Annotated in this window: 14 protein-coding genes and 1 pseudogene; 12 read left to right on the top strand and 3 right to left on the bottom strand. The window is 68.3% G+C overall.

What is annotated here, in order from left to right; genetic code table 11:
- The first annotated feature begins 90 nt into the window (after nucleotides 1-90).
- From prmB to BIZ42_RS03870, 7 genes and pseudogenes are all read left to right on the top strand, one after another.
- Entirely contained in the window at nucleotides 91-1,020 is a 930-nt protein-coding gene (gene prmB, locus BIZ42_RS03900; RefSeq protein WP_019182657.1) for a 50S ribosomal protein L3 N(5)-glutamine methyltransferase, read from the top strand.
- Nucleotides 1,017-2,120, top strand: coding sequence for a chorismate synthase (aroC, locus tag BIZ42_RS03895; RefSeq protein ID WP_070425600.1), 1,104 nt, complete (start codon nucleotides 1,017-1,019; stop codon nucleotides 2,118-2,120). Before prmB ends, aroC begins: the two co-directional genes overlap by 4 nt.
- Nucleotides 2,113-3,168 (top strand): D-glycerate dehydrogenase, encoded by a 1,056-nt coding sequence (locus BIZ42_RS03890; protein WP_070425599.1) that lies wholly within the window; start codon nucleotides 2,113-2,115, stop codon nucleotides 3,166-3,168. The genes aroC and BIZ42_RS03890 overlap by 8 nt, the downstream gene beginning before the upstream one ends.
- 165 nt (nucleotides 3,169-3,333) lie before the next feature.
- Nucleotides 3,334-4,359, top strand: a complete 1,026-nt coding sequence (locus tag BIZ42_RS03885; protein WP_019182660.1) for an aspartate-semialdehyde dehydrogenase — start codon at nucleotides 3,334-3,336, stop codon at nucleotides 4,357-4,359.
- A gap of 88 nt (nucleotides 4,360-4,447) precedes the next feature.
- A pseudogene (locus tag BIZ42_RS03880) lies at nucleotides 4,448-6,498 on the top strand (FimV/HubP family polar landmark protein).
- A gap of 146 nt (nucleotides 6,499-6,644) precedes the next feature.
- Nucleotides 6,645-7,418 carry a tRNA pseudouridine(38-40) synthase TruA gene (gene truA / locus BIZ42_RS03875; protein WP_046273243.1) on the top strand — a complete coding sequence of 258 codons (774 nt, stop codon included), beginning with the start codon at nucleotides 6,645-6,647 and terminating at the stop codon, nucleotides 7,416-7,418.
- On the top strand, nucleotides 7,415-8,071 hold the full coding sequence (locus BIZ42_RS03870; RefSeq protein ID WP_019182664.1) for a phosphoribosylanthranilate isomerase: 657 nt from the start codon (nucleotides 7,415-7,417) through the stop codon (nucleotides 8,069-8,071). Before truA ends, BIZ42_RS03870 begins: the two co-directional genes overlap by 4 nt.
- Before the next feature lie 45 nt (nucleotides 8,072-8,116).
- On the opposite strand, the gene BIZ42_RS03865 is transcribed toward BIZ42_RS03870, so the two are convergent.
- Nucleotides 8,117-9,007: a LysR family transcriptional regulator gene (locus tag BIZ42_RS03865; protein WP_070425598.1), complete on the bottom strand. Its 891-nt coding sequence runs from the start codon at nucleotides 9,005-9,007 to the stop codon at nucleotides 8,117-8,119.
- 95 nt (nucleotides 9,008-9,102) lie between these two features.
- On the opposite strand from BIZ42_RS03865, the gene trpB reads away from it, so the two are divergent.
- The 5 genes from trpB to glmM all read left to right on the top strand — a co-directional run bounded on the left by trpB (nucleotide 9,103) and on the right by glmM (nucleotide 14,213).
- Entirely contained in the window at nucleotides 9,103-10,329 is a 1,227-nt protein-coding gene (gene trpB / locus BIZ42_RS03860) for a tryptophan synthase subunit beta (RefSeq protein ID WP_070425597.1), read from the top strand.
- Nucleotides 10,326-11,024 carry a hypothetical protein gene (locus BIZ42_RS03855; RefSeq protein WP_070425596.1) on the top strand — a complete coding sequence of 233 codons (699 nt, stop codon included), beginning with the start codon at nucleotides 10,326-10,328 and terminating at the stop codon, nucleotides 11,022-11,024. The genes trpB and BIZ42_RS03855 overlap by 4 nt, the downstream gene beginning before the upstream one ends.
- 1 nt (nucleotide 11,025) lies before the next feature.
- Nucleotides 11,026-11,838, top strand: coding sequence for a tryptophan synthase subunit alpha (gene trpA, locus BIZ42_RS03850; protein ID WP_070425595.1), 813 nt, complete (start codon nucleotides 11,026-11,028; stop codon nucleotides 11,836-11,838).
- Nucleotides 11,839-11,976: 138 nt separating this feature from the next.
- A complete protein-coding gene (accD, locus tag BIZ42_RS03845; RefSeq protein WP_019182669.1) occupies nucleotides 11,977-12,861 on the top strand; it encodes an acetyl-CoA carboxylase, carboxyltransferase subunit beta in 885 nt (294 codons plus the stop codon).
- Complete coding sequence (gene glmM / locus BIZ42_RS03840; protein ID WP_070425594.1) at nucleotides 12,861-14,213, top strand: phosphoglucosamine mutase; 1,353 nt, start codon at nucleotides 12,861-12,863, stop codon at nucleotides 14,211-14,213. The genes accD and glmM overlap by 1 nt, the downstream gene beginning before the upstream one ends.
- Before the next feature lie 72 nt (nucleotides 14,214-14,285).
- Here glmM and BIZ42_RS03835 read toward each other — a convergent pair whose 3' ends face one another.
- Both BIZ42_RS03835 and BIZ42_RS03830 read right to left on the bottom strand, forming a co-directional pair.
- Complete coding sequence (locus BIZ42_RS03835; RefSeq protein ID WP_070425593.1) at nucleotides 14,286-15,140, bottom strand: polysaccharide deacetylase family protein; 855 nt, start codon at nucleotides 15,138-15,140, stop codon at nucleotides 14,286-14,288.
- Nucleotides 15,127-16,278 carry a glycosyltransferase family 4 protein gene (locus BIZ42_RS03830; RefSeq protein ID WP_070425592.1) on the bottom strand — a complete coding sequence of 384 codons (1,152 nt, stop codon included), beginning with the start codon at nucleotides 16,276-16,278 and terminating at the stop codon, nucleotides 15,127-15,129. The genes BIZ42_RS03835 and BIZ42_RS03830 overlap by 14 nt, the downstream gene beginning before the upstream one ends.
- Between the last annotated feature and the right edge of the window lie 353 nt (nucleotides 16,279-16,631).

The raw sequence follows: 16,631 nt of genomic DNA, 5'->3' as shown, positions 1-16,631 counted from the left end.
ATGCGGCAGCCGCACCCGTTTCGACTGCAACGGATGCCCCGGCCCGCCCCAGCGCCTATAATCGAGGGCCACTTTGTCTGTTGCCCCGCCATGACTGCCGAAACGGCCGCCGAACTCCACACGATCATCGACCTGATCCGCTACGGCACCAGCCGTTTCAACGCCGCCGGGCTGACCTTCGGGCACAGCTACGACAACGCCCTGGACGAAGCCACCCAGCTGGTCCTGCACAGCCTGCACCTGCCGCACGACCTTGGCCCGGCCTATGGCCAGGCGCGCCTGCTGCAGGACGAAAAGGTCCGCGTGCTGGAGCTGTTCCAGCGCCGTATCGACGAGCGCATCCCGGCCGCCTACCTGACCGGTGAGGCCTGGTTCGCCGGCCTGAGCTTCAAGAGCGACGCGCGCGCCCTGGTGCCGCGCTCGCCGATCGCCGAACTGATCGAGTGCGGCTTCGAGCCGTGGCTGGCCGGCCGCGATGTCCATCGCGCCCTCGACCTGTGCACCGGCTCGGGCTGCATCGCCATCGCCATGGGCCACTACTACCCGAACTGGGAAGTGGATGGTGTGGACCTCAGCGACGAGGCCCTGTCGCTGGCCGAAGAGAACAAGGAACGGCTGCAGACGCCGAACGTCACCCTGCTCAAGTCCGACCTGTTCAACGGCCTGACCGGTCGCCATTACGACCTGATCGTCACCAACCCCCCGTACGTCACCAACGATGAGACCGATGCCCTGCCGCAGGAATACTCCTACGAGCCGGAAATGGGCCTGCGTGCCGGTGACGATGGCCTGGACCTGGTGCTGAAGATCCTGCGCGATGCCCCGCTGCACCTGAGCGAGGATGGCCTGCTGATCTGTGAAGTGGGCGAGTCCGAGCAGCACCTGTACAAGCTGCTGCCCGAAGTGGATTTCCGCTGGGTCGAGTTCAAGGTCGGCCAGATGGGCATCTTCGCCGTGGAGTGCCGCGAACTGATCGCGCACAGCGCCCGCATCACCGAACTGGCAGCGCAGCGGCCGTGAGTTCCAACAGCTTCGGCAAACTGCTGACCGTCACCACCTTCGGCGAATCGCACGGTCCGGCGATCGGCTGCGTGGTGGACGGCTGTCCGCCGGGGCTGGAGATCAGCGCCGACGAATTCGCCCACGACCTGCAGCGGCGCGCCACCGGCAAGAGCCGGCACACCTCCGCGCGGCGCGAAGCCGATGAGATCGAGATCCTGTCCGGGGTGTACGAAGGCCGTACCACCGGCACCCCGATCGGCCTGCTGATCCGCAATACCGACCAGCGCAGCAAGGATTACACCAACATCGCCCAGCAGTTCCGTCCCGGCCATGCCGACTACAGCTACTGGCAGAAGTACGGCATCCGTGACCCGCGCGGTGGCGGGCGCTCGTCCGCGCGCGAAACCACCATGCGCGTCGCTGCCGGCGTCATCGCCAAGAAGTGGCTGCTGCAGCGCCATGGCGTCACGGTGCGTGGCTATCTCTCGCAGCTGGGCGAGATCACCCCGACCGGCTTCGACTGGTCGGCGGTGGAAGACAACCCGTTCTTCTGGCCGGTCGCCGATCAGGTGCCGGCGCTGGAAAGCTACATGGATGCGCTGCGCAAGTCCGGTGATTCGGTCGGCGCGCGCGTCAACGTGGTGGCTGACGGCGTGCCGCCGGGCTGGGGCGAGCCGATCTACGGCAAGCTCGATGGCGATCTGGCGGCCGCGCTGATGAGCATCAATGCAGTCAAGGGCGTGGAGATCGGCGACGGCTTTGCCAGCGCCGCGCAGAAGGGCACCGAGCACCGTGACCTGCTCACCCCGCAGGGCTTTGCCAGCAACCATGCCGGCGGCATCCTCGGTGGCATTTCCACCGGCCAGCAGGTCACCGCCTCGATCGTGCTCAAGCCGACCTCCAGCCTGCGCCTGCCCGGTGCCACGGTGGACGCCAGCGGTGCCTCGGTCGAGGTGATCACCACCGGTCGCCACGACCCCTGCGTCGGCATCCGCGCCACGCCGATCGCTGAGGCGATGATGGCACTGGTGCTGATGGACCAGGCGCTGCGGCATCGCGCCCAGTGCGGCGATGTCGGCGAGATCACCCCGCGCATCCCGGGCACGATCGATGGCTGACCCGCGCCCCAAGGTCTGGGTCAGCCAGCCCCTGTTCGACGATGTCGTCGAGCAGCTCGGGCAGCATTTCGACCTGACCATGACCGGCGACGTCACCCGCTATACGCCGCAGGGGCTGGCCGAGCAGTTGGCTGGCGTCGATGGCGCGCTGATCACCCTCAACGAACGCATCGGCGCGGCCGAGATCGCCAACGCGCCGCGGCTGCGCGCGATCGCCAACGTCGGTGTGGGCTACAACAACCTGGATATCGACGCGCTCAGCACCGCCGGCATCCTGGCCAGCAACACCCCGGACGTGCTGACCGAAACCACGGCCGACCTCGGCTTCGCGCTGCTGATGGCCACCGCGCGCCGGATCACCGAATCCGAGCGCTGGTTGCGCGATGGCCAATGGGGCCAGTGGTCGTTCCAGACCATGCTCGGTGCGGATATCCACGGCAGCACGCTGGGCATCCTCGGCATGGGCCGCATCGGCCAGGGCATCGCCCGCCGCGGCGCGCACGGCTTCGGCATGCGCGTGCTGTACCACAACCGCTCGCGGCTGCCCGAGGCCACCGAGGCCGAGGTCGGTGCGCAGTACGTGGACCTGGACACCCTGCTGGCGCAGGTGGATCACCTCGTCCTGGTGCTGCCGTACAACGCCTCCTCGCATCACATCATCGATGCCGCCGCGCTGGCGAAGATGAAGCCGACCGCCACCCTGGTCAACATCGCCCGTGGCGGCATCGTGGATGAGCTGGCGCTCGCCGATGCCCTGGCCAAGGGTCGCCTGGCCGCGGCCGGGCTGGATGTGTTCGAAGGCGAGCCGACGGTGCGCCCGGAGCTGCTCGCCCTGCACAACATCGTGCTGACCCCGCATATCGGCAGTGCCAGCCAGGCCACGCGCCGGGCGATGGTGCAGCTGGCCGTGGACAACCTGACCGCCGCACTGGGGCAGGGGCCGAACGCGGGCCATCCGCCGAGCGCGATCAATGCCGACGCTGTCGCTGCCGTGAAAACCGGCGGCGCGACCGTGGGCGGCAAAAAAATCGACGACGCAAAACGATAGGGAACCGCGCTGGCCAACAGGCGAGGTTCCCGAACCGGAAGGTGCCGACCGTCGGTCGGTACGCATCCCCAAGGCACGGCAGGTACCGATCGTTGGTCGGCACGCACATTCAACATTCCGGCAGATACCGACCGTTGGTCGGTACGCCCAACACGAGGTTTCCCCATGAGCAATCCAGATCGTCGTTTCCACGTCGCCGTCGTCGGTGCCACCGGTGCTGTCGGCGAAACCATGCTGGCCATCCTGGCCGAGCGCAACTTCCCGATCGCCACGCTGAGCCTGCTCGCGTCCTCGCGCTCGGCAGGTGGCGAGATCGAGTACCAGGGCGAGAAGATCAAGGTCCAGGACCTGAGCACCTTCGATCCGAACGGCGTGGACATCGCGCTGTTCTCTGCCGGTGGCAGCGTCTCCAAGGAGTTTGGCCCGAAGTTCGCCGCCGCCGGTGCGGTGGTGATCGACAACTCCTCGGCCTTCCGTTACGACGATGACGTGCCGCTGGTCGTCTCCGAAGTGAATCCGGAGGCGCTGAAGCACCGTCCGCGCGGCATCATCGCCAACCCGAACTGCTCGACCATGCAGATGCTGGTCGCACTTGCCCCGCTGCACCGCCAGTACGGCATCGAGCGCATCAACGTGGCGACCTACCAGTCCGTCTCCGGCGGTGGTCGCTCGGCGCTGGAAGAGCTCGGCAAGCAGACCGGCCAGCTGCTCAGCTTCCAGGACATCGACCCGCAGCGCTTCCCGGTGCAGATCGCGTTCAACCTGATCCCGCACATCGATGACTTCCAGGACAACGGTTTCACCAAGGAAGAAATGAAGCTGGTCTGGGAAACGCGCAAGATCCTTGGCGATGACAGCATCCTGGTGAACCCGACCGCCGTGCGCGTGCCCGTGTTCTACGGTCACTCCGAAGCGGTCACCATCGAAACCCGTGACAAGGTCACCCCGGACGCGGCGCGCGAGCTGCTGGCGCGTTCGCCGGGCGTGGAAGTGGTGGACAAGCACGAGGCCGGTGGCTATCCGACCCCGGTCACCCATGCCTCGGGCACCGATGCGGTGTACGTCGGCCGCATCCGCGAGGATCTGTCGCACCCGCGTGGCCTGAATCTGTGGATCGTCTCGGACAACATCCGCAAGGGCGCGGCCCTCAATGCCGTGCAGCTGGCCGAGCTGGTCGCCGCCGAAGGCTGATCGCGTGGCTGTCGGCGGCATGGGGATGCCGCCGACAACCCGCATTGAAACATCGCCGATCACGGGGGGAGCCGTTATATTGGCCGCCATGAAGAACCGGGCTCCGGGCGCAGTGCGTCCGCTCAAGTATGTATCGACGCTGCTGCTGGCCCTGGCCAGCAGTTCGGCCATGGCCCTGGGCCTGGGCGATATCCGGGTGCTGTCCAAGCCGGGCCAGCCGCTGCTGGCCGAAATCCCCGTCATTTCCGCCGATCCGTCGGAACTGGAAAACCTCCGCGTCGCGCTGGCCTCGTCGGCCACGTTCGCCCGGGTGGGCCTTGAGCCGCCGTCCGGGCTGGTCAGTGAGCTGCAGTTCGAGCTGACCCGCAATGCGCAGGGCCGCGCCGTGGTGCGCGTGAGCAGCCAGGCACCGGTCGCCACGCCCTCGTTGAATTTCCTGATCGAAGCCGACTGGGGGCAGGGCCGCCTGGTCCGTGAGTATTCCGCCCTGGTGGACGCGCCCAACAGCGCCGCCACCGTGGCCGAGCCGGAGATCGTCGCCCCTGCCGGCGCGATGTCCAACGCCATCATCCGTGAGCCCGCACCTGTTGCCGCCACGCCGTCGCGTGGTGCGCAACCGGTCACCACGCCGCGCCCGGCCGCGCCACGTGCGGCACCCACTGCGCCGGTCGCCGCTGATGGCAGCGTCACGGTGCAGCGTGGGCAGACCCTCTCGCAGATCGCAGGCTCGCTGGCCCGCGAGCAGGGCATCAACCGCGACCAGGCGATGATCGCGCTGCTGCGGGCCAATCCCGATGCCTTCATCCGTGGCAACGTGAACCTGCTCAAACAGGGCGCGGTGCTGCGCACGCCGGGCGCCGACGGGGTGGCGCAGATCGATGCAAAGCAGGCTGCGGCGATCGTGCGCGAGCACACCGCGCAGTGGCGGCAGTCGCGTGCGGCGATCCCGCAACCGGCCGACAGTGGCGTCGTCGCAGCGCCGGCACCCGCCACCGTGGCCCCGGCCGCCACCCAGGGCGCTCGCCTTGAAATCGCGCCGGCCGTTGCCGCCGCAGGCACCACCGCAGGTACAACCACCGGCACCGCTGCCGGCACCGAGGGCGACATGCTGGCTAACGAACAACTGCGACAGGCCAAGGAAGACGTTGCCACGCGCGATGCCGAGATCCAGGAACTGCGTGAGCGCGTGGCCGAGCTGGAAAAACTCAAGGCGCAGCAGGCCTCGCTGATCGAGATGAGGGACACCGACCTGGCCGCCGCGCAACAGCGTCTGGAGCAGGCGCCCGGTACGCGCGACAGCGCCGGCGGTGGCTGGTACTGGCTGGGCCTGGTCGTGCTGCTGCTGGTGGTCGGGGCTGGGCGCTGGTGCGCCGCCGCAAGCCGTCGCCGCTGCCGCCACTGGCGCGTGATGGGCTCGACGGCGCCTCGCTGGCCGCGGCCGTGCCGGCGGCCGATGATGGGGACGAACTGGCCGCACACCGCGATGACGCGCACCGCTTGCCCGACGAGCAAGCCGTTGCCGACGCCGACGTCTATGCCGGGCTGCGCCGTGAGCCGGTCTTCTCGCCCACGCCTTCCATGCACGACGCCGAGCCGCAGGTTCCTCTCGATGATCCTCGCTGGAGCGCCCCCGCGACGGACGAAGCGCCGGTGTTGCCGGAGGTCGAGGCCACGGCTGCATCCGCCTACGGCATCGAGGCCGACGCGCAGCATGTGACCGTGGACGATGCGCTGTTCCGTGACCCGGCACCGCTGATCGAGCCGCCGGCGCACGCGTTGGAAGCCCAAGCGCACCCCTCGTTCCGCGGCGTCTTCGAATTCCCGGACGAATCCGCGGCGGGTGAAGCGCACGGTTCAGAGGCGAGCGATCATCCTGAGGGTCTCGACGCTGCGCCGGCCATCGCAAGTGCGGATGACACGGCCCGCGCGGATGACATTGCCGATGCCGCTGCTCCGCCGGCCGACGAGGCCCCCATCGCCCCGGTCGGCAGCCCTGGCCGCGACCGCCTGGAACTGGCCATTGCCTATCTGGACCTCGGCGACGCCGAGACCGCGCGCACCCTGCTGCACGAAGTGGCCGTCGGTGCCGACCCGCACAGCCAGGCCGAGGCGCGCGAACTGCTGGCGCGGCTGGGATGAGCCACGTCCGCCCGATGGCAACCCGCGCACGCCCGCTGGAGCACGTCGCGTTCGCTTCCAGCGAACCGGCTGTGTGGTCCGAGCGCGACGCTGCCTGATGCACCACCCGGCGCCTGCGCCGGTCCCCCAAAACACAGAGGTTCACCATGCGCTACGCACTGGGCGTGGAATACGACGGCAGCGAATTCAAAGGCTGGCAGCAGCTCGGTGAGAGCGGCTGCCCGAGCGTGCAGGCCAGCCTGCAGGAAGCGCTGTCCTCGGTGGCCAATGCGCCGATCCAGGTCGTGTGTGCCGGGCGTACCGATGCCGGCGTCCACGGCGAATGCCAGGTCGTGCATTTCGATACCGATGTCGTGCGCGATCCGCGCAGCTGGATGCTGGGCACCACCACCCGCCTGCCGCGCTCGATCGCCGTGCGCTGGTGCGTTCCGGTGGCCGATGAGTTCCATGCGCGCTTCGCCGCGCGCGCGCGACGCTACCGCTATCGCCTGCTCAATCGCCAGGTCCGCCCGGCGCTGTATCGGCAGACCTTGAGCTGGGAGCGCCGGCCGCTGGATGCCGGGCTGATGCATGCGGCAGGGCAGGCCCTGCTGGGCGAGAACGACTTCAGTGCCTTCCGCAGCGTGCAGTGCGAGGCCCTGCACGCGCGCCGGAACATGCAGTCGCTCTCGGTGACCCGCCAGGGCGAGGTGGTGGAGGTCGCCGTTCAGGCCAATGCATTCCTTCATCACATGGTGCGCAATATCGTCGGTTCACTGATTCTGGTCGGTTGTGGTGAGCAACCGGTCTCGTGGATGGAGCAGTTGCTGGCCGGGCGCGACCGTACCGTCGCCGGCCCGACCGCTCCGCCGCAGGGATTGGTCTTCGTTGGTCCCCTGTACCCCGACAACTGGCAGCTGCCTGCCGAGGTCACCTTATGAGCCGCTCCTTCTACCGCACCCGTATTAAGTTCTGCGGCATGACCCGTGCCGGTGATGTGCGCCTGGCCGGCGAGCTCGGCGTGGACGCGGTCGGCTTCATCTTCGCCCGCGAGAGCAAGCGCCGGGTCGCCCCGGCCGAAGCGCGCGCCATGCGCCAGGCGATCGCGCCGATGGTGGATGTGGTGGCCTTGTTCCGCGACAACAGCAAGGAAGAGGTGCGCGAGGTACTGCGTACCGTCCGGCCGACCCTGCTGCAGTTCCACGGGGACGAAGACGAGTCGTTCTGCCGCAGCTTCAACATGCCCTACCTGAAGGCCGTGGCGATGGGCGGCAAGGATGAGGTCAACGCCCGTCAGCTGCAGCTGCGATACCCCAGCGCGGCCGGATTCCTGTTCGACAGCCACGCTCCCGGCGGCGGCGGCGGAACCGGCGTGGCCTTCGACTGGACCCGCCTGCCGACCGGTCTGCACCGGCCGTTCCTGCTGGCCGGGGGAATCACCCCGGACAACGTGTTTGATGCGATCGTGGCGACCCTGCCATGGGGCGTGGATGTCTCCAGCGGTATCGAGTCCGAGCCGGGCATCAAGGACGGCTACAAGATGCGCAAGTTCGTGGAAGAAGTGCGCCGCGCCGATTGCCACGAAGCGGATTGATCCGCAGGCCCCACGCGTAGGCCACGACCGTTGGTCGTGGCGCGCTCATCCCGTCAGCTGCGCCGTGAGCCAGTCCGCCAGCGCATCCACCCGGGGGTCCGCCGCGCCCTCCGGCGTCGCCAGAACCCAGAACCCGCCGGTTGCGCCGAATCCCCACGGTGCCAGCAACCGACCTGCGGCCAGGTCATCGGCGACCAGCGGCTCCGGCGCGATCGCCACGCCAAGGCCCGCGACCGCCGCTTCCAGCAGGTAGTACAAATGCTCGAAGCCGCTGCCCAGCTGCAACTGCGCCGGGTCCAACCCGTGCGACAGCGCCCATGCCGGCCATGCCTGCGGGCGCGAGGTGGTGTGCAGCAGGGGCTCGGCCAGCAACGCTGCCGGCGGCTGATGGCGCAACCGTGCCCCCGCTGGGTGGTGGGGGCTGATCACCACGCCCACCCGCTCGGGGGCCAGTTCCCGCACCTGCCACCCACGCGGCCACGGTGGCTGGGCCAGCAGCAGGACCGCATCCAGACCCTGCTGTTCGCTGGTGAAGCTGCCGTCCTGCGCAGACCAGTGCAACGGCAGCTGGGGCAGGGCGCTCTGCAGCGCCTGCAGGCGCGGAATCATCCAGCGCGCCAGGATGCTGCCACTGCAGCCGAGCACCAGCGCTTCGGGCCGCTGTTGGCGCTTGAGCGCCACGACCGCCTCGCGGATCTGTTCGAAGGCGCCTTCGCAGGCGGCCTGCAGGTCCGTGCCGGCGCGGGTCAGGCGCAGCCCACGGCCTTCCCGCTGGAACAACGCAACGCCCAGGTACTCTTCGAGCAGACGCAACTGGCGGCTGATCGCGCCATGGGTGACATGCAAGGCGTCGGCCGCCCGGCCGACCCCGCCCAGGCGGGCGGCCGCCTCGAAGCTGCGCAGCGCATTGAGCGGGGGCAACGGTCCGTCGGTCATGTGAGTTTTCCTGACAGGTCGCGACAGATATTATCGATATTCCTGTCATGACAGGTGCGTTAAATTGGCAGCCTGTCTCCACCGGCTGTCGCGCTATGTCCGCTTCCCCCACGTCCCCCATCGTCGATTTCCACGCCTACCCCGATGCCAACGGCCATTTCGGCCGCTATGGCGGGAGTTTCGTCGCCGAGACCCTGATCGGGCCGTTGCAGGAGCTGGCCGCCGCCTATGACCAGGCACGTCGCGATCCGGCCTTCATCGCCGCCTATGACAAGGACCTGACCCACTACGTGGGCCGTCCCAGCCCGATCTACCATGCCGAGCGCCTGAGCCAGCAGGTCGGCGGTGCGCAGATCCTGCTCAAGCGCGAGGACCTCAACCACACCGGCGCGCACAAGATCAACAACACCATCGGCCAGGCGCTGCTCGCCGCGCGGATGGGCAAGAAGCGCATCATCGCCGAAACCGGCGCAGGCCAGCATGGCGTGGCCAGTGCCACCGTGGCCGCACGCCTGGGCCTGGAATGCGTGGTCTACATGGGCGCCACCGACATCGAGCGGCAGAAGATCAACGTCTACCGCATGAAACTGCTCGGCGCGACAGTGGTGCCGGTCACCTCCGGCTCGGCCACCCTCAAGGACGCGCTCAACGAGGCGATGCGCGACTGGGTCACCAACGTGCGCGGCACCTTCTACATCATCGGCACCGTGGCCGGCCCGGATCCGTACCCCCGCATGGTGCGCGATTTCAACGCGATCGTTGGCCGCGAGGCGCGCGCTCAGATGCTCACCGATTACGGCCGCCTGCCCGACGCGATCACCGCCTGCGTCGGTGGCGGCAGCAATGCGATCGGCCTGTTCCACGCGTTCCTCAACGATCGCGACGTGCGCATCGTCGGCGCCGAAGCGGCCGGCGATGGCATCGAGACCGGCCGTCATGCCGCCTCCATCGCGGCCGGCCGCCCGGGCGTGCTGCATGGCAACCGCACCTATGTGATCTGCGATGACGACGGCCAGATCACCGAAACCCATTCGGTCTCGGCTGGCCTGGACTACCCGGGCGTCGGCCCGGAGCACGCCTTCCTGGCCGATGCCGGGCGCGCCGAGTACGTGGGCATCACCGATGACGAAGCGCTGGCCGCGTTCCACCAGCTGGCGCACAGCGAAGGCATCCTGGCGGCGCTGGAATCCAGCCATGCGGTGGCGCAGGCGATCAAGATCGCCCGCGAACTGCCGCGCGACAAGCTGGTGCTGTGCAACCTGTCCGGCCGCGGCGACAAGGACGTACACACCATCGCTGCGCGCGAGGGTCTGGTGCTGTGAATCCGCTGCTGCGCCAGGGAAGTGCGCTGCTGATGGTGGTCGGCCTGACCGGATGCACCCCGCCGGATCCGCCGGTGCTGCCGGCACCTGCCGCAGCGGTCGGTGCGGTCGCACCGGCGCGGCAACTGGCCAGCAATGACGATGACATCGCCAATCGCCCGATCGAGGACGAGCCGGCGCCGCCTGCCGCGGCGGAGGCCACCGTGGCTGACGAGGCCGCCCCTTCGGTGGTCTCGGTCGCGCTGGATCATGCCGGCGATGTGCTGATCGGGCAGCGCTTCACCGAGCTCGCCGCCGACGGCCCCTGGCATTCGGCCGGGCTGAGCGAGGGCGAGCCGAGCGGTGCGTGCGAGTACTACGAGCGGGGCAACCTGCCCGAGGGCGTGTCGATGATGGTCGATGACGATCACGTGCAGCGCTTTGAACTGGCCCCGATCGAGGACTCCTACGAGGCCATCACCCAGCCGGGGCCGTTCGGGCTGCGCCTGGGCATGACGCTGGATGAAGCGCTCAAGCGCTTGCCGCCGGGCAGTACGCGCGCACCGCATGCCTATGACCCGGAAACGGGCGAATACCTGACCTGGCAGGACCCTGGTTCGGATCTGGCGATCCGGCTGGAGATCTTCGACGGGGTGATATCGAAGCTGTACTGGGGCGCCAGTGGCGCCGTTGAACTGATTGAAGGATGTGCCTGAGATGTCCGTGGACCGTATCGATGCCTGTTTTGCCCGCCTGCGCGATGAAGGTCGCAAGGCGCTGATTCCCTTCATCACCGCTGGTGACCCTGGCCTGGACGCCACCGTGCCGGTGATGCACGCCCTGGCGGCTGCCGGTGCGGACGTCATCGAACTGGGGGTGCCGTTCTCCGACCCGATGGCCGACGGCCCCACCATCCAGCGCAGCTCCGAGCGCGCCCTGGGCCGCGGGGCGGGGCTGCGCTACGTGCTGGAAACGGTCGCAGCCTTCCGGCGGGACGATGTCACCACGCCGGTGGTGCTGATGGGCTATCTCAACCCGATCGAGATCCATGGCACGGCCCGCTTCGCGCAGTCGGCGATCGCCGCGGGCGTGGACGGCATCCTGCTGGTCGACCTGCCGCCGGAAGAAGCCGCCGAAACCCGTGAGATCTTCACCGCGGCCGGTCTGGCGCTGATCCTGCTGGCCTCGCCGACCACGGCCGACGCTCGTCTGGATACCTTGTCCGCGATGGCCGAAGGGTACCTTTACTACGTCAGCTTTGCCGGCGTGACCGGCGCATCCGAACGGCTGGACAGCAGCGCCGCCAGTGCCCGCCTGCGCGACCTGCGCAGCCGCTCCAGCGTGCCGGTGGTGGCCGGCTTCGGGATCAAGGATGCGGCCAGTGCGGCGGCCATGGCCGTCGAGGCCGATGGCGTGGTGGTGGGCAGTGCGCTGGTGGCCGCATTGGGCGAGGCGCCCGATGCCACGGGCGCAGCACGGACCGCGCAGGCATTCCTCACGCCGCTGCGACGCGCTCTCGACGCCGCCTGAAGCACGCAAACGTACGTACCAGAATGGTTTACGTCAGCCCCCCGGCAACCCCCGGGGGGTGCCCGAGCATGGAAACGGTGAGCTAGACTGTCCGCCTTTGCGGCCCCCGGGCCGCCCTGAACGGAAGTAGCATCCCGCATGAGTTGGCTCAGCAAGTTGATGCCGTCTGGCATCCGCACCGACAACGTCCCCAGCAAGAAGCGCAGCGTCCCCGAGGGCCTGTGGGAGAAGTGCAGCAGCTGCGGCAGCGCGCTCTACCGTCCTGAGCTGGAAGAGAACCTGGAAGTCTGCCCCAAGTGTGGCCACCACATGGCCATCCGCGCGCGTGCGCGCCTGGCCGCGCTGTTCGATGCGGACAGCACCACCGAGATCGGTGCGCGCCTGGGGCCGACGGACCTGCTCAAGTTCAAGGACCAGAAGAAGTACAGCGAGCGCATCAAGGCCTCGCAGAAGAACACCGGCGAGTACGACGCACTGATCGCCATGCAGGGCCTGATGAAGGGCCGCCCGCTGGTCGCCTCGGCGTTCGATTTCGCCTTCATGGGCGGCTCGATGGGATCGGTGGTCGGTGAGCGCTTCTCGCTGGCTGCGGAAAAGGCATTGGAGATCGGTGCGCCTTATGTGTGCTTCTCCGCCAGTGGCGGCGCGCGCATGCAGGAAGGCCTGTTCTCGCTGATGCAGATGGCCAAGACCTCGGCCGCGCTGGGTCGCCTGCGCGATGCCGGCCTGCCGTACATCTCCGTGCTGACCCACCCGACCACCGGTGGCGTGTCGGCCTCCTTCGCGATGCTGGGCGACATCAACATCGCCGAGCCGCAGGCACTGATCGGCTTCGCCGGCCCGCGCGTGATCGAGCAGACCGTGCGCGAGAAGCTGCCGGAAGGGTTCCAGCGTTCGGAGTTCCTGCTCGAGCACGGCGCGATCGACCAGATCTGCGACCGCCGCGAGATGCGCGATCGCCTGTCCGAAATCCTGGCCATGCTGGCACGCCAGCCGGCGCCGGCACCGGACGCGGCGGCCTGATGGCGTCGCGCAAGTATTTCGGCACCGACGGCATCCGCGGCAAGGTCGGTGAGGGCGTCATCTCCGCCGATTTCGTGCTGCGTCTGGGCAATGCGCTCGGGCGCGCGCTGACCGAGCGCAACGGGCACCGCCCGGTGGTGGTGATCGGCAAGGACACCCGCATCTCCGGCTACATGTTCGAAGCCGCGCTGGAGGCCGGGCTGGTCGCGGCCGGTGCGGACGTGCAGCTGCTGGGCCCCATGCCGACGCCGGCGGTGGCCTTCCTCACCCGCACCCTCGGTGCGGATGCCGGCATCGTCATCAGCGCCTCGCATAATCCGCATTACGACAACGGCATCAAGTTCTTCTCCGCCGATGGCGAAAAGCTCGATGACGCCACCGAGCTGGCCCTGGAAGCGGCGCTCGATGCGCCGTTCACCACGGTCGAGTCCGAGCGGCTGGGCAAGGCCATGCGCGCGCGGGATGCGGTCGGCCGCTACATCGAATTCTGCAAGGCCAGCGTGCCGCGCGGGTTCGATCTGCGTGGGCTGAAGATCGTGCTCGACTGCGCGCACGGTGCCACCTACCACGTTGCCCCGCTGCTGTTCCGCGAGATGGGCGCGCAGGTGGTCAGCATCGGTGATGCACCCAACGGGCTGAACATCAACGATGGCGTCGGCTCGATGCACATCGACAATCTGGCCGCGAAAGTGCGCAAAGTCGGCGCTGATTTCGGCATCGCCTTCGACGGTGATGGCGATCGCGTGCTGATGGCTGATGACCAGGGCAATCCGGTCGATGGCGATGACCTGCTGTTCGTGCTGGCCCAGGCCTGGCAGCGCAGCGGTCGCCTGCATGGCCCGGTGGTCGGTACGTTGATGACCAACTTCGGCCTGGAGCAGGCACTGGAACGGCTGAACATCCCGTTCCAGCGCAGCAACGTCGGTGACCGGTACGTGCATCAGGCGCTGGTGGAAAACAACGGCGTGCTCGGCGGCGAAGCGTCCGGCCATCTGCTGTGCCTGGACCGCGCCACCACCGGTGATGCGATCGTCAGTGCGCTGCAGGTGCTGGAGGTGCTGCGCCGTGACGGCACCTCGCTGCGCCAGGTGCTGTCGGTACTCAACAAGGTGCCGCAGAAGACCGTCAACGTGCGCCTGCAGGGCGCTGCCAAGGCCACCGTACAGGCCGAGAGCGTGCAGGCTGCGCTGCTGGCTGCACAGCAGGCAGTGAAGGGGCGCGGCCGCGCGTTCCTGCGGCCCTCGGGCACCGAGCCGGTGGTGCGTGTCACCGTCGAGGCCGACAGCGCCGAGTTGATGCAGTCCACGCTGGACAGCCTCTCGGCGGCGGTGAAGGCGGCGGCCGCGGCCTGAGCCGGTAAGCTCGGCCGGAAACTGGAAACGCCCCGGGAAACCGGGGCGTTTTCGTTGCGGCGGGGTAGCGCGTTACGGCCCCGGCACCATCTTCTTTTTCTTCGCCTTGAAGCGGTTGAACAGTGGCGCGACCAGCGGGTGGTAACTGTAGGCGATGCGCTTGCGCAGCCAGCTCGCCGGCCGGTTGCGGATCGCGAAGCGGTAGATGTGTTCCGGATCGCCACCGACCACGTTGCGGCCGAACGGATGGGTGGTATGCAGGTACTTGAAGCCGTGCGCCCGCGCGATCTGCACATAGTCCTCGTCGAAGTCGCCGTACGGCCAGCACAGAGTGTCCGAGACCTCGCCCAGCTGCTGCTGCAGGACATCGCGCGCCACCGACAGGTCGCCGGCGATGCCCTGGCGCTTGTGCTCGCGGGAGATCGCCTGCTTGAGCCAGCGGGTGTGCGTGTGCGTATGGCAATGTACTTCGAAGGTGCCGGCGGCGATCATCGCGCGCGCCTCGCTCCAGCGCATCATCACATCGTCCGGGCGGTTGTCGCGCAGGATCGCCTCCTCGCAGCCGCGATGGTCCGGTGTCGCGGGCAGGGTGGCGCCGGGCTGGCCCGCATGCGGGCGGACATCGCCTTCGCCCATCCAGCCGGTCACCACGAACACGACCGCGTGCATGCCGTACTTGGCCAGGATCGGATGCGCGTACACCCAGTTGTCCAGGTAACCGTCATCGAAGGTGATCACGATCGACCTGGCCGGCGTCGGCTTGCCCGCGAGGAAATCCGCGTACTGGTCCAGCGTCAGCGAGGTCCAGCCATTGGCCGCCAGCCAGGCGATCTGGCTTTCGAAGTTTTCCGGCGAGACCGTGATCATCCCCGGGGACGGGGAGACATGGTGGTGCATCAGCACCGGGACGGATCTAGCGTTGGCCATGGCCCAGTTCCTTCAACCACTGGTGGTAATAGTGTTCGGTCGCTTCAGTGTGACCGGTCGGGGTGAAGCGGTGCGCGCTGCGCATCCATTCCCAGCCCGCCAGGCCCATCTGCTGGCGGCGGTCGGGCTGTTCGATCAGGGTACGCAGTGCGTTGGTCAGCGCGGCCTGGTCGCCCAGCGGCGCGAGCAGGGCATTGCTGCCTTCCACCACCATCTCCGGCACGCCGCCCACGCGCGTGGCCACGATCGGCACGCCGACGTAGGCGGCCTCGAGGAACACCGTGCCGGCCGCTTCCTTGTGGGTGGCCAGCGCGAAGATATCGAAGCCGGCCATCAACCGGCAAGCGCCCTGGCGGTAACCCAGCAGGTGCACCTGCGCGGCGATGCCGAACTGCTCGCGCAGGGCGATCAGGCGATCCATCACCGGCTGGCCATCACCGACGATCACCAGCTGCACGCGCGGGTTGGCCTGGCAAAGTGGCGCCATCGCCTTGAGCAGCTCCAGGTGGCCCTTGGGTTCGCGCAGCACTGCGACACAACCGACCACGATCTGCTCGTCGCTGAAGCCCAGTTCGGCGCGCACGTCGGCGCGGGTGTCCTGCAGGCACTGCCACGGGTCGCGCTTGGCGATCTGCGACCACTGCGGCGGCACCGCGATCGGCGGGACGATTCCCACACGCGCATCGTCGATGCCGCGGCTGACCATCAGTTTCTTGACGAAGCTGCTCACGGTCATCACCCGGTGGGGCAGGCCGGTGTAGGTCAGCAGCGAGTTGATCGGGCTCATCAGGTGGCGCGAACGCACCACCAGCGGCGTGCCACCCAGGCGGGCGCCGGCGGCGGCAATCAGGCTGTCGCGGCGGCTGGTGGTGTTGACCACGTCATAGCCATGGCGACGTACCAGGCGCGAGACCGACCAGATGCCGCGCAGCATGCGCAGCAGGCCGCCCATCCTGAGCGCGTGCACGGTGAAGCCGGCTTCGCGTGCCATCTCGCCCAGCCGCGCGCCGGGCTGGCACAGCAGCGAGACGTCATGGCCGCGATCGCGCATGGCCAGCATGTGGCGGTAGATGTAGATCTCCTGCCCGCCAAATCCCTTGGCAGCCTCGGTATGGAGAATTTTCAGTGGAGCGTTCATCGGTGGACAGTCCATGTGTGGAAACGCGCCCGCGGCAGGCGCGGGCGGCCGTCGTCATTGCCTGCGGAATCGCGCCAGCGCATCCCATGCGCTGTGCGGTGCCGTGGGTGGGAGGTCGTGCGTGCACATCGGCCACGGGGTCGGCCCTGCCGGCGTGAGCCGGCGCAACGCCATCGGCGATGAGGGGAGGGCAGGGCATCCATCAGGCGGGCGGGGCAAGGAGTAAAGGGGGCAGCGCGTCAGCGTCACCGTTGGCCCGTTCTGGCCGTCTGGGCGCGCGCATTGTATCGGTTTGTATCAATGTATCGGTGGCGGGGTTGGCCCGATCTGGCACAATGTTCAGCCGGGCCACA

Source organism: Stenotrophomonas sp. LM091 (genome assembly GCF_001806305.1).
Lineage (GTDB): Bacteria > Pseudomonadota > Gammaproteobacteria > Xanthomonadales > Xanthomonadaceae > Stenotrophomonas > Stenotrophomonas bentonitica_A.
Note: the sequence above shows the minus strand (reverse complement) of the source record. Positions and strands in the feature narration are given on the sequence as shown.

Bases quoted from the DNA above. Each gene is read 5' to 3' on its own strand.
- BIZ42_RS03830 (WP_070425592.1), bottom strand. From the start codon at position 16,278: ATGAACGCTCCACTGAAAATTCTCCATACCGAGGCTGCCAAGGGATTT.
- accD (WP_019182669.1), top strand. From the start codon at position 11,977: ATGAGTTGGCTCAGCAAGTTGATGCCGTCTGGCATCCGCACCGACAAC.
- BIZ42_RS03870 (WP_019182664.1), top strand. From the start codon at position 7,415: ATGAGCCGCTCCTTCTACCGCACCCGTATTAAGTTCTGCGGCATGACC.
- BIZ42_RS03835 (WP_070425593.1), bottom strand. From the start codon at position 15,140: ATGGCCAACGCTAGATCCGTCCCGGTGCTGATGCACCACCATGTCTCC.
- BIZ42_RS03890 (WP_070425599.1), top strand. From the start codon at position 2,113: ATGGCTGACCCGCGCCCCAAGGTCTGGGTCAGCCAGCCCCTGTTCGAC.
- trpB (WP_070425597.1), top strand. From the start codon at position 9,103: ATGTCCGCTTCCCCCACGTCCCCCATCGTCGATTTCCACGCCTACCCC.
- BIZ42_RS03865 (WP_070425598.1), bottom strand. From the start codon at position 9,007: ATGACCGACGGACCGTTGCCCCCGCTCAATGCGCTGCGCAGCTTCGAG.
- truA (WP_046273243.1), top strand. From the start codon at position 6,645: ATGCGCTACGCACTGGGCGTGGAATACGACGGCAGCGAATTCAAAGGC.
- trpA (WP_070425595.1), top strand. From the start codon at position 11,026: ATGTCCGTGGACCGTATCGATGCCTGTTTTGCCCGCCTGCGCGATGAA.
- BIZ42_RS03885 (WP_019182660.1), top strand. From the start codon at position 3,334: ATGAGCAATCCAGATCGTCGTTTCCACGTCGCCGTCGTCGGTGCCACC.
- glmM (WP_070425594.1), top strand. From the start codon at position 12,861: ATGGCGTCGCGCAAGTATTTCGGCACCGACGGCATCCGCGGCAAGGTC.
- prmB (WP_019182657.1), top strand. From the start codon at position 91: ATGACTGCCGAAACGGCCGCCGAACTCCACACGATCATCGACCTGATC.